The organism is Corynebacterium afermentans subsp. lipophilum, assembly GCF_030408375.1.
In the GTDB taxonomy this organism is placed as follows: domain Bacteria; phylum Actinomycetota; class Actinomycetes; order Mycobacteriales; family Mycobacteriaceae; genus Corynebacterium; species Corynebacterium lipophilum.
In genome coordinates this window covers 1,536,244-1,554,522 of the sequence record NZ_CP046530.1, presented here as the reverse complement: position 1 = coordinate 1,554,522, position 18,279 = coordinate 1,536,244, and the positions used below count along the sequence as shown (strand labels likewise).

The window sequence follows — 18,279 nt, the reverse complement described above, 5'->3', positions numbered from 1 at the left end:
GCAGGCATGCCAGATCTTTCCACTCGCCCCGTCCGCATGGTGTTCACTTCCCGTGCGGGCGGGGTTTCTGCTGCCCCTTACGACTCGTTCAACCTTGGCACCCACGTCGGCGACGACGCCTCTGACGTCGCCGCGAACCGCGCCAGGCTCGCTGAAGTGCTCGGCCTGCCCGAGGAGCGCTTCGTGTGGATGGAGCAGCTGCACACCAACACCGTCACACTTGTCGACGGACTTTCGGCCACCCCCGTGGAAGCCACCGATGCCCTCGTCACCAGGCAAAAGAACCTGGCCCTGTGCGTGCTCGTGGCGGATTGCACCCCGGTTTTGCTGTCCGACCACACCGCCGGCGTTATCGGCGCGGCGCACGCGGGGCGCATGGGCGCGCGCAACGGAATCGTGAAAAACACCGTCGAGGCGATGGTGGAACTTGGCGCCGAGCCCTCGCGCATTCAAGTGCTGCTGGGGCCGGCCGCCGCCGGGGAGTCGTATGAGGTCCCGGAGGGGATGGCTTTAGACGTCGAGAAGCATTTGCCCGGCTCCCGCACCCGCACAAAGAAGGGCACCCCAGGCATCGACGTGCGCGCCGGGCTGGTGCGCCAGCTGCTTTGCCTGGGCGTGACCCACATCGACGCGGATCCGCGCGACACCATCACCGACAAGGATTTCTTCTCCCACCGACGAGAAGGTGTAACCGGGCGGCAGGCTGGCGTAATTTGGATGCCTAATGTCTGATCTCGCAAGAAACCTCGACACTGTCCGCCAACAGATCCGCGACGCGGAGCGTGCCGCCGGCCGCGAAGAAGGCAGCGTGGCACTGCTGCCGGTGACGAAGTTCCACCCGGTAGAACGCATCGAAGAACTCGCTTCGCTCGGCATCGCGCTGGTGGGGGAGAACCGCGAGCAAGAAGCCCGCGACAAGGCTGCCGAGCTTGAAGGCCGCTGCGGCATCGCCATGATCGGCCAGATTCAATCCAAGAAGGCCAACTGGGTGGCGCGCTGGGCCTCCGAGGTGCACTCGCTGGATTCGCTCAAGTTGGCCCACGGGCTCGACCGAGGCATGGCGCTCGCGCTCGAGCGCGGCGATCGCACAGGCAAGATCCTGCCGTGCATGGTGCAGCTGTCTTACGACGGCGACTCTGCCCGCGGCGGCGCACACCTCGACGACGTGCCCGCAATCGTGGAAGCTGTGGAGGAATCCGAGCACCTTGAAATGGCCGGCTTCATGGTCGTGCCGCCGCTGGATTCGCAGCCGCGCGAGGTGTTTACTCAGGCGCGCTCGTTGACAGATGACTACGCCGCCAAGCTCAACCGCAACTTGAGACTTTCCGCAGGTATGAGCGGCGATTTCGTCGACGCCATCGCCTGCGGATCCGATATCGTGCGTGTCGGAACAGCCCTCCTCGGGCCCCGGCCCGTAGTCTGAAATCCACCGCGAATCACCCCATAAAAGGAGCCGCCCGCATGTCCTTCTTCGACAGTGCTAAAGACTTTTTCGGCCTCGGCCCCGTGGAAAACGCCGAGGACGACGCGTACTACGACGACCCGCAGTACAACTCAAGCGCCGCCGGTTCTACCGCGTATGACCGCACCCCGCGCGCCGAGCGCCCGTCCCGTATGGACCGCCCCACCCCCCGCGATTACGGCCGCGAAGCTATCCGCCCGAGCTACCGCTCCACTCCGCATATCGTGACCGCCGCGCCGCGCAACTACAACGACGCCAAGGAGATCGGCGAGCCGTTCCGTGACGGCGACGCTGTGGTCATGGACCTGACCGACCTGGACACCGCCGACGCGAAACGCATCGTGGACTTTGCCGCTGGCCTGTGCTTCGCACTGCGTGGCAGCATGCACAACCTCTCCCGCGGCGTCGAGACGCGCAAGCGGATGTTCGCTATCGTGCCGGAGAACGCGAACCTGGAGAAAGACGACCTCAAGCGTGCTGCTGGCTTGCGCTAGCCGGTAGGGTGGTTCGGCGTGGCACTTTTCGGAGCAATCATCTACGCCCTTGTGGGGCTGTACTCGCTTTTGGTTATCGTGCGCATCATCATCGAGATGGTGCAGGCGTTTTCCAAGCAGTTCGACCCGCCGCACTGGTTCATCATGGTGGCCGAGCCCATCTTCCGGATGACGGATCCGCCAGTGAATGCGCTGCGCAAACTTATCCCGCCGCTGAAGCTCGGCGGTAGCGGGGTGGGCCTGGATGTGAGTGTCATTGTCCTGTTTTTCATCCTTATGCTCATTCAGATGCTCATCGGCGCCGTGCTAATTAATCCGGCGCTTCAGTAGCTTTACTTGAGCTTTAACCCGGCTTTACAGCTAGGCTGGACTACACTCGTCGAGCGAAACCGTTACAATTCAGCAAACAATGCTTCGCGCTAGCGAGTACTCACACGATTATCGAAGGGAACGCAAATGCCGCTGACACCAGCTGACGTGCACAATGTCGCTTTCAGCAAGCCGCCGATTGGCAAGCGAGGCTACAACGAGGACGAGGTTGACCAGTTCCTCGACCTCGTCGAGGACACGCTTGCGCAGCTGCAGGATGAGAACGACGAGCTGCGTTCCCGTCTTGAGGAAGGTGGCACGGACGCAGTTGCTGCAGCGCCGGTGAAGCGTTCCGAGGACTCCGAGAAGGTCGACGAAGCCGCTATCCGCCGCGAGGTGGAGCAGAAGGTCCGCGCTGACTTCGAGTCGCAGCTGCGTTCCGCGAAGCAGGCGCAGGAGAAGGCTGAAGCTGAGGCCCGCTCCGCCAAGGACGAGGCCGCCAAGGCCCGCAAGCAGGCTGAGGAAGCCGAGAAGGCCCCGAAGCAAGCGACCGCCCCGGCCGCTGCCGCGTCCCAGCCGGCCCGCAGCGACGTCTCCGCCGACACCCACGTGCAGGCGGCCAAGGTGCTCGGCCTCGCGCAGGAGATGGCGGACCGCCTGACCAGCGACGCGCAGGCAGAGGCGTCCTCCATGCTGGCCGACGCTCGTGCCGCTGCAGAGCGCGAGATCGCCGAGGCCGAGTCCAAGTCCAAGAAGCAGATCGAGGACGCGCAGACCCGTTCCCGCACCCAGCTGCAGGACGCGGAGACCCGCTCCAAGCAGCTGGTCACCGACGCCCAGAAGAAGGCCGAGGAGACCACCAACGAGGCAAACTCCCGCGCCGAGGCGCAGATCCGCCAGGCTGAGGAGCAGGCGAACAAGCTCAAGGCTGACGCCGAGCGCAAGCACACCGAGATCATGAACACGGTGAAGCAGCAGCAGACCGCACTGGAGAACCGCATCGCGGAGCTGCGCACCTTCGAGCGCGAGTACCGCACGCGCCTGAAGACGCTGCTGGAATCCCAGCTGGAAGAGCTGGAGTCGCGCTCCAGCACCGCGCCGAACGAGAAGTAGTTCCTGGCTCTTCACAAACGCCCAGCATCCCTGTAGGATGCTGGGCGTTACTCGTAACACGCAACGATCCGGCCATCACCGGGGAGCGTATCCGGAAGAACGGCTTGTGCTTAATAGACCCGGACGTCACACACGGAAGACGTAACTTCCTTCACCGCAATGAAGTGGGGGCGCATCGCGCGCCCCAAGCAGGGTGGTACCGCGCAGCAATGCGTCCCTGCACGGCTGAAGGAGTGATGTCATGGTTGGCAACGTTTACCCCAAAGTGGACATGACCGGCGGCAGCGACCGCTTCCCAGAGATGGAGCGCGTCGTCCTGGATTATTGGAACACGGACGGCACGTTCAAGGCTTCCCTGGATCAGCGTGAGGGCTGCGAGGAGTACGTGTTCAACGACGGCCCGCCGTTCGCCAACGGCATGCCTCACTACGGCCATCTCCTCACCGGCTATGTCAAGGACATCGTGCCGCGTTTCCGCACCATGTCCGGTTACCACGTGCCGCGGGTGTTCGGCTGGGATTGCCACGGCCTGCCCGCAGAGCTTGAAGCGGAAAAGCAGCTCGATATCACCGACAAAGCCCAGATCGAGGACATGGGCCTGGAGAAGTTCAACGAGTACTGCGCCAAGTCCGTCATGCACTACGCGGGCGAGTGGGAGGACTACGTCACCCGCCAAGCCCGCTGGGTGGACTTCGAAAACGGCTACAAGACCATGGACCCGGAGTACATGGAGTCCGTCATGTGGGCGTTCAAGGAGCTCTACGACAAGGGCCTGATCTACCAGGGCTTCCGCGTCCTGCCGTACTCCTGGGCCGAGCACACTCCGCTGTCTAACCAGGAGACCCGACTGGACGATTCCTACCGCGACCGCCAGGACCCCACCGTCACGGTCACCTTGCCGTTCACCGGTGGGCGCGCAGGCTACGCGGCGGAAACGACGTGGGCCGAGCACCCTGAGCTTCACGACGCCGCAGCTATCGCCTGGACCACGACCCCGTGGACCCTGCCGTCCAACTTGGCGCTGGCTGTCCACCCCGAGGTGGAGTACTCGTTGGTCAAGGTCGGTGCGGATGGGGCCGAAGGGTTCGTCGATAAGCAATTGCTTCTCGCCTCGACCCTGCTGGGCGCCTACGCGAAGGAGCTCGGTGAGTACGAGGTTGTCGCGACGTTTACCGGCGCACAGCTGGAGGGCCTGGAGTACGAGCCGGTCTTCGACTACTTCCGCGACCACGACAACGCGTTCATGATCCTCAACGCGGACTACGTGACCACCGAGGACGGCACCGGCGTGGTGCACCAGGCCCCCGCCTTCGGTGAGGACGATATGCTCACCTGCCAGGAATACGGCATCGACCTGGCCATTCCCGTCGACGCCGACGGCAAGTTCACCTCGCTCGTGCCGGAGCACGAGGGCAAGCTCGTCTTCGACGCGAACCGCGACATCATCCGCGACCTGCGCGCCAAGGGCCGCGTCGTGCGCGACCAGACCATCGTGCACTCCTACCCGCACTCCTGGCGCTCCGGCGAGCCGCTGATCTATATGGCGCTGCCGGCGTGGTTTGTGAAGGTCACCGACATCCGCGACCGCATGGTGGAGCTGAACCAGGAAATCGAGTGGATCCCGTCGCACATCCGTGACGGCCAGTTTGGCAAGTGGCTGGAAGGCGCGCGCGACTGGAACATCTCGCGCACCCGCTACTGGGGCTCGCCGGTGCCGGCGTGGGTTTCCGACAACCCGGACTACCCGCGCGTGGACGTCTACGGTTCCCTGGATGAGCTGGAGCGCGACTTCGGCACCCGCCCGAAGTCCCTGCACCGCCCGCACATCGACGAGCTGGTGCGCCCGAACCCGGACGACCCGACCGGCAAGTCCATGATGCGCCGCGTGCCGGACGTTCTGGATTGCTGGTTCGAGTCCGGCTCCATGCCGTTCGCGCAGTACCACTACCCGTTTGAGAATCGCGAGGAGTTCGACACCCGCCAACCCGCGGACTTCATTGTGGAGTACTCCGGCCAAACCCGCGGCTGGTTCTACGTGCAGCACGTGCTGTCCACCGCACTGTTCGACCGAGTGGCGTACAAGAAGGTCGTCGCTCACGGCATCGTGCTGGGCTCGGACGGGCAGAAGATGTCCAAGTCCAAGGGCAACTACCCGAACGTGATGGAGGTCTTCGACCGCGACGGCTCCGACGCAATGCGCTGGTTCCTCATGTCCTCGCCGATCCTGCGCGGTGGCAACCTGATTGTTACCGAGCAGGGCATCCGCGAGGGCGTGCGCCAGGCGCTGCTGCCGATCTGGAACGCGTACACGTTCCTGCAGCTGTACTCGTCTTCGGACGCCCAGTGGTCCGTCGATTCCGACAACGTGCTCGACCGCTACATCCTGGCCAAGACGCACGACATGGTGGCAGCTGTGGGCGAGGCGCTCGACGACACCCGCATCGCCGACGCTTGCGACGTGGTGCGTCGTTTCGCCGACACGCTGACCAACTGGTACGTGCGCCGCTCCCGCGACCGATTCTGGGAGGGCCAGGAGGCGCACCCGGAGGCGTTCAACACGCTCTACACGGTGCTCGAAGTCGTTTCCCGCGCGGTGGCGCCGCTGCTGCCGTACGTCTCCGAGGTCATCTGGCGCGGGCTCACCGGCGGCCGTTCGGTGCACCTGACGGACTACCCGCAGGCCTCCGAGTTGCCGGCGGACGCCGAGCTGGTCGCCGCCATGGATGCGACGCGTGCGGTGTGCTCTGCGGCGTCGTCAGTGCGCAAGGCGAACAAGCTGCGCAACCGCCTGCCGCTGCCGAAGCTCACCGTCGCCCTGCCGGATTCGGCCAAGCTCGATGCGTTCCGCTCCACCATCCGCGACGAGGTGAACGTGAAGGACGTCGCTTTGACTGACGACGTCGACGCGGCCGGATCCTTCGAAGTCGTGGTCAACGCCAAGGTGGCTGGCCCGTCGCTGGGTAGGGACGTGCAGCGCGCCATCAAGAACGTCAAGGCCGGCAACTACGAGCGCCGCGGAGACGATGTGGTGGTCGACGGCGACATCGTGCTCACCCCGGAGCTTTACACCGAGCGTCTGGTGGCGGAGAACCCGGAGAGCACCGCGCGTGTCGACGCCGACGGCACCGTCGGCTTGGTCGTCCTCGACACCGAGGTAACCGAGGAACTCGAGGCTGAGGGCTGGGCTGCCGACGTGATCCGCGGTCTGCAGGATGCCCGCAAGCGCGAGGGCTTCGACGTTTCCGACCGCATCGCTGTGGTGCTGGCCGTGCCTGCGGAGAAGGAGGCGTGGGCCCGCACCCACGCCGACCACATCGCCGCCGAGACCCTGGCGACATCCTTCGACGTGGTCACCGAGCCGGTCGAGGGGCACGATGTCATCGATGGCGTGACCGCCACTGTTCGTAAGAACAGCTAGGTTCTTTCGAGCTGGGGCCTCACTCGTGTGGAGTGGGGCCCCTATTTTGCGTTCTCAGCAGGGGAGGCGCACCGTCGCTCGATAATGCGCACTATGCAGCTGCATAGTTTTTGATGCCAACTATGAGGTGGCACCCACTATGCAGCTGCATAGATTTTGGGAGTGTTTGTGTGGGGTGCTGACTATGCGACTGCATAGTTTTTCTTACCGATATTGGGGCGGCACCCACTATGCAGCGGCATAGTTTTTGGGAGTGTTTGTGTGGGGTGCGCACTATGCAGCGGCATAGCGAATGGGGTTTATGTTCGACTTCTGGGTAAGCGAAACCGTGCACGTTGTCCACTTCAATGGACATTTTCCTCAAAACCCTTGACTCGAACACATGAGCTTTCTATAAAGGTGTCAATGTTCATGAGTAAGGGGATCAACCATGACAATTGCGGTGGACGAACGGACGGAAGATCGAACGGGTGACCTGTCGGCAGAGGTGCTCGAGGATCAGATCAAGTGCAATCAATTGTCGGCGAACCATCACCGGGCGCGGATGCTCGATGCGGTGGGGCAGTTCGACGAACAGGGGCTGGCGGAGCAGTACGGGGAGAAGTCGACGGCAACGTGGTTGCGCAGCGAACTCAACCTCCCGCAGGCCACGGCATTCGAGTACGTGCGCGTGGCGCGAGGGCTGAGAAAGTTCAGGCTCTTATTCGACGCGTTCGAATCGGGGGTGATGCCGTATTCGACAGTCCGTTTCCTTCTCCAGTATTTGGAGGAGTGCAACGAAGAGCAATACGTCCAACTCGCGCTGAGCATGTCGTTTGCTGATCTCCAGCTTGTGCTTGCCGGGGCAAGGCCCAAAGAGGAGGATCCGACTGAGCCGTATGCTCGCGCCCGCGAGTGCGACGACGGCATGCTCGCCTTCGAGGCGAGGCTTCCGGCGGTAGCTGGCCAAAAGCTCCTGACTGCGTTGAAGGTGGCTCAGCTTGCCAGTTTCGGTCTCGAGGATGTGGACCCAGATGATCTGCAGGATCCGGAGAAGGTGCAGAAGCTTATCGACGACGCAGCTGCCGCTGAAGACGCCGTCCCCTCAGAGCAAGACCGCGCTCCGCAAAAGCGTACGAAGATCACCATGGACGACATCGTGCGTTCGGTGTCGCGGTACGGGCCTCCGGAAAAACAGGACGTTTACGGGGCGTTGTTGGCGATGATCGATATGGTTCGCGCGAACCCAAAGAGTCCGCTTCGCAGTCCAGGCGTGCAGGTCAACCTCATGGTCAACCAGTTTGGCCAATGTTGGATGCCGGAAAACCGCTCGGCAAGTTCTGAGGACGTGCGCAGCTACCTCGCCAATGCGATGGTGCGTTTGCACTTGCTGGATGACACGGGACTGACGATCCACGTCGGCCGTTCGCGGCGGTTCGCCACCGACGGCCAAGTGCAGGCGCTGTTGGCGATCTGGGGGTATCAGTGCGCTATGCCTGGATGTTCGCATAGGCGCTTCATAGAGATGCACCACATAAAGGAGTGGGAGCACGGAGGTATGACTGATTTAGACAACCTGATCCCACTGTGCTCGAGCTGCCACTCTCAGGTGAGCCACGGAGTAATCACCATCGAGCGCCAAGGAGCTGACCTGTTCTTCACGTTCAAAAACGGTGCCCGGTTCGTCTCGCGCAACAGAGCGCTGCCGAGGCGGATGGAGTATGTCACCGGAGATTCGTTCGCCGTGTGATCGGATTGGAACATGGTGGTACCGGTGGTGCACAGTGGTGGACATGAACCGTTGGGTGCTGCACATCGACATGGATGCGTTCTACGCATCATGCGAGCAGCTGACCCGCCCGACGCTCAAAGGGCGCCCCGTGTTGGTGGCGGGAGTGTCCGGCCGTGGCGTAGTCGCAGGCGCCAGCTACGAGGCGCGCAAGTACGGGGCGCACTCGGCGATGCCGACGCACCGGGCAGCACGGCTGGTGGGCTCGAAAGCGGTGCTGGTGGCGCCGCGCAGGCCGGTTTACGCGACTGCATCGCGCCGGGTGTTCGAGATCATCGGCAGGTACGTGGACGTGGTGGAGCAGCTGTCCATCGACGAGGCGTTCATGGAGCCGGAAGACTTGTTCGGGGCGAGCCCGGAGGACGTGGAGAAATGGGCGAACGAGCTGCGGGCGGCGATCAAGGAAGAAACAGGGCTGCCCAGTTCGATCGGCGCAGGTCCGGGAAAGCAGTACGCCAAGATCGGCTCGGGTCGGGCGAAGCCGGACGGCGTGTTTGTCATCCCGCACGACCGGCAGCTAGAGATTCTGCACCCGATGCCAGTCAGCGAGTTGTGGGGTGTGGGACCTGTGACTGAGTCGAAGTTACTTGCTGCGGGGATTGAAACGATCGGGGACCTAGCGAACCTCAACGAGAAAGAACTGGACATTGCCATTGGCGGCGCGGTGGGCAGGCAGCTGTGGTGGTTGGCGCGCGGGGTGGATGAGCGGCCGGTGGCGCCGCGGGCGGAGTCGAAGCAGATCTCCTCGGAGCACACGTACCCGCAAGATTTGACCACCCCGCCGGAGGTGGACGCGGCGTTGGAACGGGCGGCTGCGGAATCGCACCGCAGGCTGCGCAAGGATGGGCGCGGAGCACGCACGGTGACGGTGAAGCTGCGGATGGCGGACTTCCGCATCGAGTCGCGCTCGGCGACGTTGCCGTACGCCACCGACGACGCGGAGACGCTGCTGGCCACTGCGTTCCGGATCGTGCGCTACCCCGACGAGGTGGGCCCGATTCGGTTGGTGGGCGTGTCGTACTCGGGCCTGGAGGAGACGCTGCAGGACGTGCTGTTTCCGGAGTTGGACCAGGCGATTGTGAAGCCTTCGCCAGTGTCGGCCGACTACGAAACTGGTGTCAGCGACCACGAAACGCAATTCGACACGGAGGTGCACCAGGAGGCTGCTCCGGAGCAGGGGGTGTGGCGCGCGACGCAGGACGTCTACCACCCGGATTACGGGCACGGCTGGGTCCAGGGTGCGGGCAAGGGTTGGGTGACGGTGCGGTTTGAAACGCGGGCGACGGGTCCAGGCAGGATTAAAAGCCTTCGCGCGGACAATCCGCAGCTCCGGCAAGCTGACCCGCTGGATTCGTTGGCGTGGGAGGACTGGTTCTCACAGCAGTGAGCGCGGGTCCACACCGGTGGCCAGCGCGGTGGCCAGCGCGATGCGGGCCTGCCCGGCGCTTAGGTAGCCGGCAGGCAACGCGCCCAGGTCGCCGAGGGTGGATCCGCCGCCGGCGCCGCCGTAGGCGAACGACACCTCGCCGTAGGGCACCGACGTTGCGACGACCACAGGTACCCCGCGGTGCAGCAGCTTTGCGACGGCGCTGCCCATGCACGCCGACACATTGCCGGAGCCGAGGGCTTCTAAGACGAGCCCGTCGACAGGCCCGAGTGCGCGGATGAGGGCGTCGTCGGCGCCTGCCCACGCGCGGATGATGGGGATGTTCAACCCGGCCAACGGCGCGGCAGGTACCGCCATGGGGCGGGGCAGGGGTGTGCCGCTAGTGAGGGTGAAAGCGTGCTCGGCGGTAGTTTGCGTCTTCATCAACCCGCGAGCCGGGAGGGTCTCGCCCGCGAAATGGACGAGGACGCCGGTGTCGCGCCGGGTGGCGGCCACCTCGATCGCGCCGCGCAGGTTGGCGGGGCCGTCGGGGTGGGCGTGGTCGGCGGAGCGCATCGCGCCGGTGAGCACAACGGGTCGGGGATCGGCGTGGACGAGGTCCAGCGCGAGGGCGGTCTCGGCCATGGAGTCGGTGCCGTGGGTGATGACGAGGGATGCGGAGTCGTCGAGAAGCGAAGTGCGCACGGTTTCGCGCAGCAGGTCGATCTCAGCCAAGCCCATGGACGAGGAGTCGAGGCTGGCCACATCGATGGCGCGCACCCGGCCCGTGGTGCCGCAGCGGGCGACGAGCTCGTCGCCGGTGAGCGTGGGCACGAGCGCGCCACGGTCGTTTGTGGTGGAGGCGATCGTGCCGCCGGTTGAGATGACTAACACGTTCATGCACACAGAGTGCCAGAAAGTTGCGGGTGTGCAGTAACGTGAAGCAAGAGATTTACGCTACGCAAGGAGAACACGTGAAAGCACCGAAACTTGTCGCAGCCGCAGCTGTCGCTGGCATCGCACTGAGCTTGACGGCCTGCTCCGAGGATTCGGACACGACCGAAACCACCGCCGCGTCCCAGGAGGCCTCCTCCGAGGCTGCGCCGGTGGCCGAAATGCCGACGGCGGACGAGCTCAACGCTGTGCTGCAGCGCGCCGCTGACCCGAACCTGCCCATCGCCGAGCGTGCGAATACCGTGCAGGGTGGCGAAACCACGCCGGAGCTGTTCGACCTGATGACGCAGTCGCAGCAGGAATCCGGCGCGAACTTCCAGGTGGTCGACCCTGTGCTGCCGGGCTACACCGCCAACTCGGTGCTGGCCACCGTGAACTTCACCCGCCCGAACGCGGAGTCCCAGCTGGCGGAGGACGTGGAGTTCATTAACGAAGGCGGCCAGTGGAAGATCTCCCAGAGCTGGGCCTGCTTCCTGGTCAGCAACACCCTCGCCCCGGAGCAGGTGCCGGATATGTGCAAGACCGGGGCGCCGGCTGCGCCCGAGGCACCGGCAGAAGCACCGGCAGAAGCGCCGGCAGAGCAGGCGCCGGCCGAAGCGCCGGCCCTCTAAACGCCAAACTGCACAGCGCGGGTGATGTCTTGGACCACCCGCGCTTTGTCGTCTCCGCCGTAGATCAGGCGGGTGGTCCAGGCAGTCTGGCCCTCCACTGGCAGCGGGCGGTGAAGGTCCACCACGATCTGGCCCTCGGAGGTGGTGCGGGAGGAATCCACCTGCACGCTTTCGCCCTCGAGCTCGCCGGGGCCGTCGATAGTGAGGGTGTTGTTCTGGGGGCGCTCCTCAACTTTCGTGTCCAGCGTCAGTGTGTCGCCTTCGCGGGAGAGCAGGGTGTAGGTGGTGGTGCGCGTCATCGAGGTGTCTCCCGCGACACGGCTTTCCACGGTCCAGGTCGCGCCGGGGCCGATGGGCTCGTCGGGGAAGACGACGGAGTTGTTGATCAGGGTGATGAGGGTGGGCTCGACAAGCTGGAGGCCGCGCTGCGGCGCGTCGGCGGGCGCGAGCAGTTTCAGGGTGGAGATGCGTCCGGTGTCGTCGGTGCGCCAGCTCATGCGGAACCCCTCGGAAGCGGCGACATCCTGGCCGATGTCCAAGTCCGAGTGCTTGCCGGAGCCGACCACGAAGTCGATGCGGGAATCGGCGTCCTCCTCGCCGTCGCCCGGGGCAGGAGCCTCTTCGGCGGTCGCGGTCAGCGGCAAGGTGGTTTTGTTCACATCGCCGCCTGCGGGGGCGTCCGCGACCTCGGCTTCGCCGGGGGCGGCCACGTGCTGGTCCACGCCGGCGGACACGGCGACGGCGGTGTCCCACTCCGAGTCCGGGGAGTAGCGCACCTCCTCCGGGTTCTCGCCGGGGTCGACCAGGGCGACCGAAGGGGCGTCGATAGGAAATGCTGGCACCCCCGCAACCGGATCGTCCTCGGCGGAGGAGCATGCGGTCAGCGCGAGGGTGAGGGTAGCGGCGGCGGTGATACTGCGGAGGGTCCGGAACATTCTTCAAAAGCTACCTGTCCCGTGCAGCGGAATACAGGCAGGCCGTCCGCGACCCGCTAAAGTGGATCGGCGATGAAGCAGGACACGACAGCACAACGCACCCCCCGCTACCTCGCCTTGGTGGTGGCGGTCATGCTCGCGGTCGCCGCGGTGGACCAGGGCGTCAAGCAGCTGATGCTGAACTGGCTGGAACCCGGGGTGGCGCAGCCGGTGATAGGGGACTGGTTCCGCTTCTACCTGCTGTTCAACTCCGGCGCGGCGTTTGGCATGGGAGGGAACCTCACTGGGCTGTTCACCGCGATCCAGCTGGCGTTCGTGCTGGGTGCGCTGTGGTTTGGGCCGAAAATGACTTCGAAGTGGGAAGCGCTGGGCCTGGCGCTTGTGGCCGGCGGCGCGCTGGGCAACCTCATTGACCGGTTGTTCCGCGACCCTGGATTCTGGTTCGGACACGTGGTGGACTACATCTCTGTAGGCAATTTCGCAGTGTTCAACTTGGCCGATGCGTCGATCACCGTCGGCGTGGTGGTATTCATCCTGGGCACGATCGCCGCGGAGATGAAGGGAGGCGATGATGGGCGGTGAGTTCAGGGCCCTGCCCGTGCCTGAGGGGCTTGAGGGCATGCGGGTGGATGCGGCGATCGCCAAACTCTTCGGCGTGTCCCGCTCCGTCGCCTCCGAGATGGCGGCGGAGGGCGATGTGCTTGTCGACGGAGCTGCCGCCCAAAAATCCGACCGCGTCACCGCAGGCGCGATGCTGGAAGTCACCCTGCCCGAGCCGAAGCGCGCCCCGCAGCCAGTGACCGAGCTGGTGGAGGGCCTGGAGATTCTCTACCAGGACGCGGACGTCATCGCCGTGGACAAGCCGGTGGGCGTGGCCGCGCACCCGACGCTGGGCTGGGAGGGCCCAGACGTGGTCGGCGGGTTGCAGGCGATGGGCTTCACCCTGCCGGACGCGGGGCCCCCGGAGCGCCAGGGCATCGTGCAGCGCTTAGACGTGGGCACCTCCGGCGTGATGATCGTCGCGGCCAGCGTGCCCGCGTATTCCGTGCTCAAGCGCGCCTTCAAGGAGCGCACGGTGGACAAGACCTACCACGCGCTGGTTCAGGGTTTGCCGGACCCGATCGAGGGGACTATCGACGCGCCGATCGCGCGCCACCCGTCGGCAGGCTGGAAGTTCGCCGTCACCCAGGACGGCCGCCAGAGCGTGACCCACTACAGCGTCATCGAGGCATTCCGCCGCGCGAGCCTTCTCGACATCCACCTGGAAACCGGGCGCACCCACCAGATCCGCGTGCACATGTCGTCTGTGGGGCACCCGTGCGTGGGCGACCCCATGTACGGCTCGGACCCGAACCTGGCCAAGGAGCTGGGGTTGAAGCGCCAGTGGCTGCACGCCACCAAGCTGGGCTTTACCCACCCGCGCACCGGCGAGTACATGGAGGTCGCCTCCGAGTACCCGGAGGATCTGCGCGCCGCGCTGGATAAAGTGCGGAACGGCTAGATGCGCGCGCTCGCGGTGGTCCTCGCGCTGGTCGCCGGATTCTGGCTGGTGGGCGAGGCCAACCCGCCCGCCCCGCCGGTGCTGCAGGGCGACCAGCTCGGCCCGGAGGACGGGGAAACTCCACAGCAGTACGCCCAGCGCGCCGCCGCGACCCTCGACCACGAGGAGGCCTCCTTCGCGCTGGTCACCTTCGCCCGGCCGCTCGGCCCCGACGAGGCCGCCGCAGCACTTGCACCCGCCCCGCGCGTCAGTGCGCTCGTGGTGCCGGGGGTGGCTCCGGTGGTGGTCCCGGAGGCGTCGATAGGCAAAAAGCGTATCGACGTCCTCCGGTCCGCCACCGCATCTCCAATCGCCGGAGCAGTAGTGTTTGCCCCGCGCGCGCAACTGGAGCAGATTAACGCCACGGAGACGGTCCTTGCTGTGGAAATGCTGGAAGCCGATGCGGTGTGGGGAGCGTTTTCCATCACTCCTTCTGCGACACGTGGGGGTGTATAGTTTGCGGAGTTGTACGCAGGCCCGTTTTGCACCGTTAGGCAAGGAGAGCTCTTGACTTCCTCTACCGAAAAATCAACCGGACACAAGCGTCTTAGCCGAGCAGGACTTGCGTTGGTGACAACCTCCGCGCTCTTCCTCGGCGCATGCGGATTCGGCGGAGGCGGCGACGACAACGCTGAGGGGGCGGGCCTGAACCCCGGCGATTACACCGTGGCCACCAACGAAGGTGTGTCCGACAGTGTTGTGGTTAACGGCACCATTGAGCCGATCCGCTCCGTGAACATTTCTACCGCGGTGCAGTCCGAGGTGGAGAAGGTGGCCGTCAAGGCCGGCGATCGCGTGCAGCCGCAGCAGTTCTTGGCCTCCATGAACTCCGAGCAGCTGGAGCGCCAGCTGGAGGTGCAGCAGAAGCAGCAGGCCAACGCGCAGGCGGACGCCCAGGCGCAGGTGGATCAGGCGCGCGCGGCGCTCAATGCCCACCAGGAAAGCGTGAACAACGGCACTAACGAGGCCATCCGCGCAGCCCAGGCGCAGGTCAACCAGGCGCAGGCGGCGTACGACGCTGCCGTGGCCGCCAACGGTGGCGCCCGCATGATCAACCGCGGCATCGCGGCCGTCGAGCGTGCCGCCGGCGGTATTTCCTCGGACCTCGGCATCAGGACGGCGCCCCCGGCACAGCCGGCTGCGCCGAAGGCGCCCGAGGCCCCGGCGGCACCGGCTATGCCTGGCCAGCCGGGCACGCCGGGCACGCCGGGCCAGCTGGGCACGCCCGGTGAGCTGAGCCCTGAGCAGCTGGCGCAGCTGACGGGGGAGAGCGGTGCCGGCGGCGCTGGTGGCGGTGCTGCCGTGGGCCCGGGCATGAGCGTCGAAGAAGCAAGCGCGGCGCTGCAGGACGCGAAGGCGGCCCTGGCTGCGGCGCAATCGGCGGCCGCGCAGGAGGGAAACCAGCTGCAGGCGCAGTTGGACTCCGCGGTGCGCCAGGCCGAAACTGCCGAGCTCGGCGACGGTGACGGCACCCTGGAATACCAGGTGCGCGAATCCACTATTTACGCCCCGATGGCGGGACTGGTCACCAGCGTGGACGTGCGCGAAGGCGACATCCCGCAGGGCAAGCTTTTGACCATCGCGGACGATTCCCGCTTGGTCATCCGCACCGACGTGCGCGAATCGGACGTGCCCAATATCAAGGAAGGCGACCGGGTGGAGTTCACCACCGCCGCGACCGGCAAGAAGACGTTCAAGGGCCGCGTCACCCGTATCGCGCCGGCGTCGGATTCCGTTGCTAGCGGCAACCAGAACCCGATGCAAGGTATGCCACAGCAGCAGGGCAACAACAAATCCAACGAGGTGACGTTCCCAGTGGAGATCGAGGTCACCGGCGACAAGGAAGGCCTGCTGCTCGGCGGTTCCGCCCGCGCGGAAATCATCACCGCGGAGGCGAAGGACGCGCTGAACGTGCCGCTGGACGCCGTCTACGGCGAGGACAACGACCAGAAGGTGCTGGTGCTCGCCACGGACGGCGATGACGCGGCGTCGGGCACCGTCGAGGAGCGTTCTGTGAAAACTGGCGCATCCAACGACGTGGACGTTGCGGTCACGGGCGGCGAGCTGAAGCCGGGCGACATCGTGATCAACTGGCCGGAGGAGTACGAAGACCGAGTCGGTGAGAACGTGGAGATCACGGACCCGAACTTCAACCCGGACCAGGTGCGCCAGGCGCGGGAGAAGAAAGAGCGCACCACGGCCACGGTGACGGTCACCAGCACCCGTCGTGCGGCCGAGGGGCAGCAGTAGATGACGCAGGCTTCGAAGCACAGCGGCATGGCCGATTCCGGCTTGCTCATCGACATGCGCAATGTGGTCAAAACCTACAACGAGGGCGAACCCAGCGAGCTGACGGTTCTACACGGAGTGGACTTTTACGCCGACCAGGGCGAGTTCGTCTCCATCGTCGGCCCGTCCGGCTGTGGCAAGTCCACGCTGATGAACCTGATCGGCATGCTGGACCGGCCGACCGAGGGGGCCTACGCCTTCAACGGCGAGCCGGTCTACGCCAAGGAGGACAAAGAACTCGCGTCCTACCGCAGTACGAACATCGGCTTCATTTTCCAGAACTTCAACCTGATCGGCCGCATGGACGCGCTGCAGAACGTGGCCATGCCCATGATGTACGCGGGGGTGGAGCGCAAGGAGCGTGACGAGCGCGCCGCCGAGTTGCTGGACCGGATGGGCATGGGCGACCGCCTGCACCACAACCCGAACGAGCTCTCCGGCGGTCAGAAGCAGCGCGTGGCAATCGCGCGCAGCCTGGCCAACGACCCGGATCTGCTGCTTGCGGACGAGCCCACCGGCGCGCTGGACTCCAAGACCGGCCGCATGGTGATGGACCTGTTCCACGAGCTGAACCAGGAGCTAGGCAAGGCCATCGTGTTTATTACCCACAACCCGGAGCTCGCCGAAGAGACCGGGCGTGTCGTGGAAATGATGGACGGCCGCATTGCCGGCGTGCGAGCACCGGGAGGAGCGAGCTAAATGAACATCCGCGAATCCATGCGGCTGGCCGTGTCCAGCCTCAACACCAACAAGCTGCGCTCGCTGCTGACGCTGTTGGGCATCATCATCGGCATCATGGCCGTGATCATCATCATGACGCTCGGCCGCGCCCTCGAAAACGACGTCATGGGCGGCCTCGAGGACGCCGGCACCACCACCTATCCGGTCATGGTGCACGAGCGCCCCGAGGAGGGCGAGGGCAGCGACGACCCGTTCGCGGGCTTCGGCATGGCCGGGCCGACCGAAGAGCGCGACGGCGTGAGCCTTGAAGAACTCGATAATTTGGGTGCCGCTTTCGGCGACCGGATCCAAGGTGTCGACATCGACGTCTCCGGCCAGGGCGAGGCCAGCACGGGCGACGACTCTGTCTCCGTCGGCATCAACCCCGCACTTACCGGCTCTCTCGATATGCGCAGCCTGAATGTGCAGTACGGCCGCGGCATCACGCAGGACATGCTCGATGGCCGCCGCCCTGTTGCGGTGGTTTCCCCGGAGCTTGTGGAGGCGCTTTTCGACGGCGATTCCGCCGCCGCCCTCGGCTCCCGCTTCGACGTGGACGTGGACGGCACCACGAGCGTGTTCACGATCGTCGGTGTGTTGGAACGGGCGGACAAGGACCCGGCGTTCGGCCCGTCCGCAGCCGCCGAGATTTTCATTCCCGCCACGTCCGCGGACCGGGTTGGGCTGGACGCAAGCTGGACATCGTCGTTTAGCGTGCGCTCCGCGGCCGATGAAGACGCGGAGGTGTTCCGTGGGGACCTGCAGTCCTACCTTGACCGCCAGTACGCGGGCAACGAGAACTACGAGGCCGAAGTCTTCGACATTTCCGCGGGGCTGGAAGGTCTCACCACGATCTTCCGCACCCTGTCCACGGTGTTGTCCGCCATTGGCGGCATCTCACTGCTTGTCGGCGGTATCGGCGTGATGAACATCATGCTCATCACGGTGACCGAGCGCACCCGCGAGATCGGCGTGCGCAAGGCGCTCGGAGCGACGCAGAACGATATCCGCGTGCAGTTCATCGTCGAGGCGATGCTGGTGTGCCTGATCGGCGGCATCATCGGTGTGATCCTCGGCGGCGCGATCGGCATGATCGCCAGCTCCGCGGTGTTGGACATGACGTGGCCCCCGATCAGTGCCGTGATCTTCGCATTGCTGTTCTCGCTTGCCACAGGTATCTTCTTCGGCGCGTACCCCGCCTCGAAGGCAGCAAAGATGCAGCCTATCGAGGCCCTCAGGTACGAATAACCGCACCGGTTTTCGAGGGGATTCGCGCCTGTCGGCGTGCCGTCTAAGATGA

General features: G+C 65.2%; 17 protein-coding genes. 15 read left to right on the top strand and 2 right to left on the bottom strand.

The window, feature by feature from the left end; translation table 11 throughout:
• The first annotated feature begins 6 nt into the window (after positions 1–6).
• The 8 genes from pgeF (at position 7) to CAFEL_RS07390 (ending at position 9,951) form a co-directional block, all read left to right on the top strand.
• Positions 7–732, top strand: coding sequence for a peptidoglycan editing factor PgeF (pgeF, locus tag CAFEL_RS07425; protein ID WP_228496179.1), 726 nt, complete (start codon positions 7–9; stop codon positions 730–732).
• Positions 725–1,423 carry a YggS family pyridoxal phosphate-dependent enzyme gene (locus CAFEL_RS07420; RefSeq protein WP_194559548.1) on the top strand — a complete coding sequence of 233 codons (699 nt, stop codon included), beginning with the start codon at positions 725–727 and terminating at the stop codon, positions 1,421–1,423. Before pgeF ends, CAFEL_RS07420 begins: the two co-directional genes overlap by 8 nt.
• A gap of 38 nt (positions 1,424–1,461) precedes the next feature.
• On the top strand, positions 1,462–1,956 hold the full coding sequence (locus tag CAFEL_RS07415; protein ID WP_194559547.1) for a cell division protein SepF: 495 nt from the start codon (positions 1,462–1,464) through the stop codon (positions 1,954–1,956).
• Positions 1,957–1,974: 18 nt separating this feature from the next.
• Positions 1,975–2,286: a YggT family protein gene (locus tag CAFEL_RS07410; RefSeq protein ID WP_194559546.1), complete on the top strand. Its 312-nt coding sequence runs from the start codon at positions 1,975–1,977 to the stop codon at positions 2,284–2,286.
• A 126-nt stretch (positions 2,287–2,412) separates the two neighbouring features.
• Positions 2,413–3,378: a DivIVA domain-containing protein gene (locus tag CAFEL_RS07405; protein WP_194559545.1), complete on the top strand. Its 966-nt coding sequence runs from the start codon at positions 2,413–2,415 to the stop codon at positions 3,376–3,378.
• 241 nt (positions 3,379–3,619) lie between these two features.
• Positions 3,620–6,796 (top strand): isoleucine--tRNA ligase, encoded by a 3,177-nt coding sequence (gene ileS / locus CAFEL_RS07400; RefSeq protein ID WP_194559544.1) that lies wholly within the window; start codon positions 3,620–3,622, stop codon positions 6,794–6,796.
• 430 nt (positions 6,797–7,226) lie between these two features.
• Positions 7,227–8,525 (top strand): HNH endonuclease signature motif containing protein, encoded by a 1,299-nt coding sequence (locus tag CAFEL_RS07395; RefSeq protein WP_194559543.1) that lies wholly within the window; start codon positions 7,227–7,229, stop codon positions 8,523–8,525.
• A gap of 43 nt (positions 8,526–8,568) precedes the next feature.
• Positions 8,569–9,951 (top strand): DNA polymerase IV, encoded by a 1,383-nt coding sequence (locus tag CAFEL_RS07390; RefSeq protein ID WP_194559542.1) that lies wholly within the window; start codon positions 8,569–8,571, stop codon positions 9,949–9,951.
• Here the strand turns inward: CAFEL_RS07390 and CAFEL_RS07385 are convergent.
• Positions 9,940–10,830: an asparaginase gene (locus CAFEL_RS07385; RefSeq protein ID WP_194559541.1), complete on the bottom strand. Its 891-nt coding sequence runs from the start codon at positions 10,828–10,830 to the stop codon at positions 9,940–9,942. The genes CAFEL_RS07390 and CAFEL_RS07385 overlap by 12 nt on opposite strands.
• 74 nt (positions 10,831–10,904) lie before the next feature.
• Between CAFEL_RS07385 and CAFEL_RS07380 the strand changes: the two genes are divergently transcribed.
• Positions 10,905–11,495, top strand: coding sequence for a WKL family lipoprotein (locus CAFEL_RS07380; protein ID WP_194559540.1), 591 nt, complete (start codon positions 10,905–10,907; stop codon positions 11,493–11,495).
• Here CAFEL_RS07380 and CAFEL_RS07375 read toward each other — a convergent pair.
• Positions 11,492–12,430, bottom strand: a complete 939-nt coding sequence (locus CAFEL_RS07375; RefSeq protein ID WP_194559539.1) for a DUF6263 family protein — start codon at positions 12,428–12,430, stop codon at positions 11,492–11,494. The genes CAFEL_RS07380 and CAFEL_RS07375 overlap by 4 nt on opposite strands.
• Before the next feature lie 72 nt (positions 12,431–12,502).
• On the opposite strand from CAFEL_RS07375, the gene lspA reads away from it, so the two are divergent.
• The 6 genes from lspA to CAFEL_RS07345 all read left to right on the top strand — a co-directional run bounded on the left by lspA (position 12,503) and on the right by CAFEL_RS07345 (position 18,227).
• Positions 12,503–13,012, top strand: a complete 510-nt coding sequence (gene lspA, locus CAFEL_RS07370; protein WP_194559538.1) for a signal peptidase II — start codon at positions 12,503–12,505, stop codon at positions 13,010–13,012.
• Positions 13,002–13,931: an RluA family pseudouridine synthase gene (locus CAFEL_RS07365; RefSeq protein ID WP_063938789.1), complete on the top strand. Its 930-nt coding sequence runs from the start codon at positions 13,002–13,004 to the stop codon at positions 13,929–13,931. The genes lspA and CAFEL_RS07365 overlap by 11 nt, the downstream gene beginning before the upstream one ends.
• Entirely contained in the window at positions 13,932–14,426 is a 495-nt protein-coding gene (locus CAFEL_RS07360; RefSeq protein ID WP_194559537.1) for a hypothetical protein, read from the top strand.
• 114 nt (positions 14,427–14,540) lie between these two features.
• Entirely contained in the window at positions 14,541–16,220 is a 1,680-nt protein-coding gene (locus CAFEL_RS07355) for an efflux RND transporter periplasmic adaptor subunit (protein WP_194559536.1), read from the top strand.
• Positions 16,221–16,958 (top strand): ABC transporter ATP-binding protein, encoded by a 738-nt coding sequence (locus tag CAFEL_RS07350; protein ID WP_370642102.1) that lies wholly within the window; start codon positions 16,221–16,223, stop codon positions 16,956–16,958. It abuts the gene before it with no gap.
• A complete protein-coding gene (locus tag CAFEL_RS07345) occupies positions 16,959–18,227 on the top strand; it encodes an ABC transporter permease (protein WP_194559535.1) in 1,269 nt (422 codons plus the stop codon).
• The last annotated feature ends 52 nt before the right edge of the window (positions 18,228–18,279 follow it).